Consider the following 7,065-nt stretch of genomic DNA (forward strand, 5'->3'; position numbering starts at 1 on the left):
GGATACTGTGAATGGTTAATCTTAGTCAAACTTCATAAGTGAAGGATCTTGGTCAAGATCGCCTTAACTATAAGGTTTGACCTACGGATGCTGTAGCTCGACAGTTTGTAACTGATAGCCTGCTTGACGATAGATTTTATATCGTTCACGTGCCAGCTGCTTGGTTTTTTCTTCGCAGGGGACGAAGTCTACCACCTCTCTAAAGGCGTTCGCAAAGGTTGTATGATTATCGGCCAGATTTATTACCAATTGGCGGTTGTAGCTTGGCTTCACTCCGTGATAGCCAATTTCAATCGGAGTGCCATATTTGGGACCTTCACCGATCAGGTTATGAGCGATAAACTGGGTGGGCTCAACTTGCCAAAAGCGTTCCGCTAACTGTTCTGCGTGAAGCTGGTCTTGGCAATGTACGTACACCTTGGCACCTTGCCGAGCAAAATGGTGCGCTAGATAAACAATATAGTGCTCAAATCCTGTAATGGTCGCTTGAGGGCTATCATTAGCAATTAAATAAAAGGTTGCGGTTGCCATTGGTTACCTCACATTGATTGCAATAAAAAAGGGCCGTTTGGCCCTTTTTTGAGGTTTATTCCTCGCTATCGTGGCCACTACGATTGAGGAGAAATTGCACTAACATCGAGACTGGACGTCCAGTCGAACCTTTGGCTGCACCCGATTTCCAAGCTGTACCAGCCACATCAATATGTGCCCAGTTATATTTCTTGGTAAACTTCGATAAGAAACATCCTGCGGTGATGGCACCACCTGGACGACCGCCGATATTAGCCATATCAGCAAACGGGCTTTTTAATTGTTCATGATATTCATCTGCTAGCGGTAAACGCCAAGCACGATCACTCGATTGCTCAGAGGCGTTGATCAACTCATGAGCCAGAGGGTTATGGTTCGACATAACGGCACTGATGTGATGACCAAGAGCAATGACGCAAGCTCCCGTTAAGGTTGCGACATCAATGACGCAATCGGGTTCAAAACGCTCAACATAAGTTAGCGCATCACACAGTACTAATCGCCCTTCAGCATCGGTATTCAATACTTCAACGGTTTGGCCTGACATGGTAGTCAGGATATCGCCTGGGCGATAGGCATTACTGCCAGGCATATTTTCACAACCAGCCAAAATACCCACCACATTAATGGGTAGATTCAGCTTTGCCAGTGCCTTCATGGCACCAAACACTGAAGCTGCGCCACACATGTCGTATTTCATCTCATCCATGGCTTCGCCTGGTTTGAGTGAGATACCGCCTGAATCAAAGGTTAAGCCTTTACCAACCAGCACAATCGGTTTTGCTGTTGGGTCTGCGTGTCCTTTATATTCGATCACCGACATCATGGATTCATTTTTCGAACCTCGGCCTACCGCTAAATAAGACGTCATACCGAGTTTTTCCATCTCTTCTTCACCAATGATTTTGGTGGTGATGGTCGGATAATCGTCCGCTAAACGACGGGCTTGAGAAGCCAAATAGGCTGGGTTGGCGATATTCGGTGGCATATTACCAAGATCTTTACTGGCTTTCACACCAGAAGCAATGGCTAAACCATGGTTGATGGCTCGTTCACCTAAGCTTAATTCTCGGCGAGTTGGAACATTAAATACCAGCTTACGCAGTGGGCGACGAGTTTCTGGCTTAACACTTTTAAATTGATCAAAGGTATACAAACCATCTTTGGTTGCTTCTACGGCTTGACGAACTTTCCAGTAGGTGTCGCGGCCTTTAACGTGTAACTCAGTTAAGAAGCATACTGCTTCCATTGAGCCAGTTTCGTTAAGAGTGCTAATGGTTTTTTGGATGATCTCTTTATATTGACGTTCACCCAGTTCACGCTCTTTACCACAACCTACCAGTAATACTCGTTCAGACAAGACTCCCGGAACTTGATGCAACAGCAACATCTGGCCCGGTTTTCCTTCTAGATCACCGCGACGCAATAGTGAACTGATGTAGCCATCACTGATTTTATCAAGCTGTTCTGCTACTGGAGAAAGTCGGCGTGGTTCAAAAACCCCCACCACAATGCATGCACTGCGTTGTTTTTCTGGGCTACCACTTTTAACACTGAACTCCATGCGTACTCCTACATCCTAAAGACAAATAGAACTAAATGTTAGATAATGCATTCTTACTTGATGAATCCGTTAATGGATCAACCTATAGTTTAGGTGTTCTAACAGATAGCGAAATTTTAAAAAAATAAAAGGTTCAACGGGAAATTATAGTGATTCAATCAAAAAAACAAGTTTTGCATAGGTTATTTCAGCGTGATTATTGTTAGATATTTGATCCGAGAGACATTAAAGAGCCAGTTTGCGATCTTTTTCGTGCTGTTTTTAGTGTTTTTGAGCCAAAAATTCATTCGTGTTCTCGCTGATGCTTCGGATGGTGAAATTCCTGCGCGAATGATCCTATCAATCGTCGCGTTAAATATGCCAGCGATGGGATTGCTCATGCTGCCGCTGAGCTTATACATCGGTATTCTGCTGACCTTTGGTCGCTTGTACGCAGAAAGCGAAATCACCGTAATGAACGCAACGGGTATCGGAAATAAGTTTCTGATCCGCGCCGCGCTTTACTTAGCGATCATTACCTCAAGTGCCGCGGCTTTTAATGCTTTTTGGTTATCGCCATGGAGCCAAGATAAAGAAGCTCAACTCATTGAACAGTTAGCGGCGGAAAGTAGCGTTGATTTATTACAAAAAGGTCAATTTCAGCGCTCGCCAGATGGTTCATCAGTGGTTTTTATTGATAACATCGAAAATAGAAAGTTACAGAATGTTTTTGTCGCACAGCTTGCCCCCCGTCAATCGATTTTACCTAGCGTGATGTTTTCTGATTCTGGCGAAGTCAAAGAATTGAGTGATGGCCGGCAGATGATCACTATGCATAATGGCGTTCGTTATGAAGGGGTTCCGACGCGATTAGACTATATGATCACGCGTTTTGATCAATACGAAGGTCTCATTGGTCAACGCTCGGTCAAGGCTAAAGGACGTGATTGGCAAGAGACGCCGACTTTAGCTTTGATTCGGAATCCGGATCCGCGTGCGCAAGCAGAGCTGCAATGGCGTATTTCATTGGTATTGTGTATTCCACTATTAACAATGTTGGTGGTGCCACTGTCGGCAGTCAATCCGAGACAGGGACGATTCGCCAAAATGGGCCCTGCCATTTTGATTTATTTAACCTATTTCTTAACCATCAGTGCCATGAAATCGGCTTTAGAAGATGGAACGATTCCGATTGAAATCGGTATGTGGCCCATCAACGCCGCCTTGTTATTTGCAGCGATTATTGCAAATACCTTGGATAGCGTATGGGTAAGAAAGATAAAAGACAAATTCAGACCAAAGCGCAAGGTGGCCTAATTCGTGTTTAAAATTTTAGATTGGTATATCGGGCGAACCATTATTGCAACCACAACTCTTGTACTGGTGACCTTCGTGGGCTTGTCCGGCATTATTAAATATGTTGAACAGTTAAGAAAAGTTGGCGATGGCAGCTATGATCTTTTGCAAGCCTTGTTTTTTGTGCTGTTAAGTGTGCCGCGTGATGTGGAAATGTTTTTTCCTATGGCAGCGCTACTGGGTGCGCTCATCGGTTTAGGAGCCTTAGCCGCCAGTTCAGAATTAGTGGTGATGCAAGCCTCTGGCTTTTCTAAATTAGATATCGGTTTATCGGTGCTCAAAACCGCGATTCCCTTAATGATTATTGTTACGTTACTGGGTGAATGGGGCGCTCCTCAAGCTCAAAAAATGGCGCGTGATATGCGCGCCTTCGCAACCTCTGGTGGTAATATCCTTTCCGTAAGGACAGGTGTATGGGCCAGAGACGCCAATGATTTTATCTTTGTTGCGAAGATTGATAATGAACGCCTCTATGGTCTGAATATGTGGCGTTTTGATGAGCAGAAACAGCTTCGTCATGTGGTATTTGCTGAACAGGTGGATTATTTAGGTGATAATCATTGGTTAATGAAACAAGTACAGATAACTGATTTACAAGATAATGTGGTTCTGACCAAACAATATTTAGATGTCTACCAATGGCGTACGGCCTTAGCACCCGATAAATTAGCGGTTGTGACGGTTAAACCTGAAGAGCTCGCCTTAAGTGGTCTGTATGATTATGTTCATTACTTGAAAGCCTCTGAGCAAGACGCCTCTCGTTATGAATTAGCCTTGTGGCGTAAATTGACTCAACCATTCTCGATTGGTGTGATGATGTTGATGGCATTGTCATTTATTTTTGGTCCACTGCGCAGCGTAACCATGGGAGCGAGAATTCTTTCTGGGGTGATTGCGGGTTTCACTTTTTACATTTCCAGTGAGTTTTTTGGTCCATTAAGCTTAGTTTACGGTTTCCCCCCAGCTTTTGGTGCTATTGCCCCTAGCTTGGTCTTTCTCACGATTGCCGTTATGTTATTACGTCGTAAGTTGTAGAATGAAACAAAGAAGGGGAGATAATTTATCTCCCCCTTATTCTTTTCGAGCAAGATACCTTTCTTTTTACAGCTCAACGCCGCTTGGTTATACGTTTCAACGAGATTGATTGACTACAACCACTTCTGTCTTCGCCCATATATCTTGAAAACTGCGTTTTTGTGGATCAATCAGCACCGTTAGATTCCCTAATCCTAGCCCTGCAGTTGCAAGCCGAATAAGAGCTTGTGTGGTCGTAATTAAGCTACCGTCTTGATTACGGACCAAGATCTTTGATGCTTTCATGCCTAAGGTTTGCCCATACTTGGTCCAACAATAAACAAAAAAGTAAATCCAAATGGTAGCCAAATACAAGGTATAGGCTGGACTGAAAGTGGGATGACGAGTTAAAAATTGGCTGACATTTTGATAAGGGCCATAACTTAGGACACCAATGGCGACTAAGGTTTCTAAAATAACCATTATCATACCGCCCGCGACGATCAATAAAGAAACAACAATCAATGAATCATAGAGTAGAGCGGTCAATCGGCGGAAAAATCCGGCTGACAGTAAGGTTGAAGTTTTATTCATAGTCGTCTGTGTAAAGTGCGATAAATGACCATCAGCATATCGGTAGTTTGTCGCTCTGGAAAGAGAGTTATAAAAACAAGAGGTGTTGTGGCGAAATATTCAGCAAACGATTTGTTTTTCAATATTTTTTTATTGCGCTAGCGTCGTTCTTACGTATAATGCCGAACATCAGATGGCAATAGCCAAGATGCCGATGTGGTGAAATTGGTAGACACGACGGATTCAAAATCCGTTTCCTTCGGGAGTGGCGGTTCAAGTCCGCCCATCGGTACCATTATTTATACAACAAAGCCTCGACGAAAGTCGGGGCTTTGTTGTTTCTGAAGCAACCACATCGATATTTTCAATTTCATGCCGCTAATATGTTAACCGCAAGCACAGTTAGCGACCTCTGAGGGTGATCTTGCCCTGCGTATCTCCTACACTAGAAAAAATTCTATTTTGTTGGTCCTGATCGTGGCAAGTACAAGCATAAAAATCACCGTCGATAGATTGCAGCCAGGTTTACATATTCGCTTACCAGTTAAATGGAATGAGCATCCTTTCTTATTTAATAGTTTTAAAATTCAGTCCATTGAACAAATTCAGTTGATCAAGCACTTGGGCATACAGCATGTCTTTTTAAATCCCGCACAAAGTGATACTTCGCCTTTACCTCTCGATAGTGAGTCTCAAACAGTAGCAGAACCGACGGATCTTGATGAACAGGCGGATAAACTCTGGCAGGAGAAAGAACAGCGGATAGAGAAACTCAATCGTTATCGTCGCCAAGTATTAGAGTGTGAAAAAGAGTTCGAACGTTCTTTGGCGCGTATGCGAGCAATTATGAATAAAATTCGTAGTCGCCCGGCTGATGCTATTGATGAAGCCAGTGCCTTAGTTGAAGAGATCGTCGACAAGTTATTGAGTGATGAGAATGTTACTTTGCACTTAATGAATAGTAAAAGTGAATTTGAAGATATCTATTTCCATTCACTGAATGTTTCGGTGATCTCAATGATGATCGCTAAAGCTAAAGGGCTCACAGAGCAACAAATCAAACAAATTGCTTTTGCAGCACTATTTCATGACATTGGTAAAATAAGAGTACCGAGTGCGATTGTACGTAAAACCACTCCGCTCACTGAACCAGAGAAAAATTATCTTAAGCTACACACAAAATATGGCTTAGAAATGGTGAGTAGTTTTGAAGCTTTTCCAGAAAGCGCAAAAATTGTTATTGAGCAGCACCATGAGTTAAGCGATGGTTCTGGATACCCTAAAGGTCTTAAAGAAGCCGATATTGATGAATTAGCTCAAGTCATTTCGGTTGCGAATGCATTTGATAATCTGTGTCATCCAGCGATTGCCAGCGAGCAAAAAATTCCTTATATCGCACTTTCTTATCTATATAAAAATGCCAAGCATCTTTATAACCAGGAAAACTTAAGTATTTTAGTGAAATTTATGGGGGTATATCCACCAGGTACAGTAGTGCAATTGTCGAATCATGCTATTGGCTTGGTGATATCCGTCAATGCTAAGCAGCTATTATCGCCGAATGTATTGATTTATGATCCTTCGGTTCCTAGAACACAAGCGCCGATTATCGATCTCGCCGATAAGGAAATAAAAATCCTGAGTGCAATTTTGCCACATAAGCTTCCTGATAACATTCGTGATTACTTAAACCCAAGAGCTCGTATTTCCTATTTCTTTGACAGTGATGATTAGTTATCCACAGGAAGGTGTGGGTAATATGTTGGCTATATGATGATAAGTGGTAGGTAAATAATGGCTTGCTGGTTATTTGCGCAAACAGTGTTTTTTTCGGGAAAATTTAAAATTTACGCTTGCCAAGTTTATCGAACTCCCTATAATGCGCCCTCACTGACACGGCAGACGCCGCAAGGCTTCAGGTAGTGTTGGTTGAGGGAAAGCTTCTAAAAAAGAAAATTTGAAAAAGTGTTTGACTCTTCAAATTAACTCGCTAGAATTCACCTCCGCTTCGAAGCTCAACGAGAGATTCGCAAGCCAGCTCTTTAACA

Annotated in this window: 6 protein-coding genes and 1 tRNA gene; 4 read left to right on the forward strand and 3 right to left on the reverse strand. The window is 42.8% G+C overall.

The window, feature by feature from the left end; translation table 11 throughout:
- Positions 1-81: 81 nt before the first annotated feature.
- Positions 82-531: a DNA polymerase III subunit chi gene (locus tag FKQ60_RS14035; protein ID WP_158138932.1), complete on the reverse strand. Its 450-nt coding sequence runs from the start codon at positions 529-531 to the stop codon at positions 82-84.
- Positions 532-586: 55 nt separating this feature from the next.
- Positions 587-2,095 (reverse strand): leucyl aminopeptidase, encoded by a 1,509-nt coding sequence (gene pepA, locus FKQ60_RS14040; RefSeq protein ID WP_004394608.1) that lies wholly within the window; start codon positions 2,093-2,095, stop codon positions 587-589.
- A 192-nt stretch (positions 2,096-2,287) separates the two neighbouring features.
- Here pepA and lptF point away from each other — a divergent pair, with 192 nt between their 5' ends.
- Positions 2,288-3,391, forward strand: a complete 1,104-nt coding sequence (lptF, locus tag FKQ60_RS14045) for an LPS export ABC transporter permease LptF (protein ID WP_072670376.1) — start codon at positions 2,288-2,290, stop codon at positions 3,389-3,391.
- A 3-nt stretch (positions 3,392-3,394) separates the two neighbouring features.
- Positions 3,395-4,465, forward strand: a complete 1,071-nt coding sequence (gene lptG / locus FKQ60_RS14050) for an LPS export ABC transporter permease LptG (RefSeq protein ID WP_004394610.1) — start codon at positions 3,395-3,397, stop codon at positions 4,463-4,465.
- A gap of 96 nt (positions 4,466-4,561) precedes the next feature.
- On the opposite strand, the gene FKQ60_RS14055 is transcribed toward lptG, so the two are convergent.
- Complete coding sequence (locus FKQ60_RS14055) at positions 4,562-5,038, reverse strand: RDD family protein (protein WP_170904249.1); 477 nt, start codon at positions 5,036-5,038, stop codon at positions 4,562-4,564.
- A gap of 189 nt (positions 5,039-5,227) precedes the next feature.
- Here FKQ60_RS14055 and FKQ60_RS14060 point away from each other — a divergent pair.
- Positions 5,228-5,312: transfer RNA gene (locus FKQ60_RS14060), tRNA-Leu, on the forward strand.
- A 182-nt stretch (positions 5,313-5,494) separates the two neighbouring features.
- A complete protein-coding gene (locus FKQ60_RS14065) occupies positions 5,495-6,751 on the forward strand; it encodes an HD-GYP domain-containing protein (protein ID WP_004394611.1) in 1,257 nt (418 codons plus the stop codon).
- The last annotated feature ends 314 nt before the right edge of the window (positions 6,752-7,065 follow it).

Source organism: Vibrio sp. A11, from assembly GCF_013048705.1.
Classification (GTDB): Bacteria; Pseudomonadota; Gammaproteobacteria; order Enterobacterales; family Vibrionaceae; genus Vibrio; species Vibrio metschnikovii.

What these genes read in the sequence shown, in the direction of transcription:
- FKQ60_RS14035 (WP_158138932.1), bottom strand. Translation starts at nt 531, where the DNA reads ATGGCAACCGCAACCTTTTATTTAATTGCTAATGATAGCCCTCAAGCG.
- pepA (WP_004394608.1), bottom strand. Translation starts at nt 2,095, where the DNA reads ATGGAGTTCAGTGTTAAAAGTGGTAGCCCAGAAAAACAACGCAGTGCA.
- FKQ60_RS14055 (WP_170904249.1), bottom strand. Translation starts at nt 5,038, where the DNA reads ATGAATAAAACTTCAACCTTACTGTCAGCCGGATTTTTCCGCCGATTG.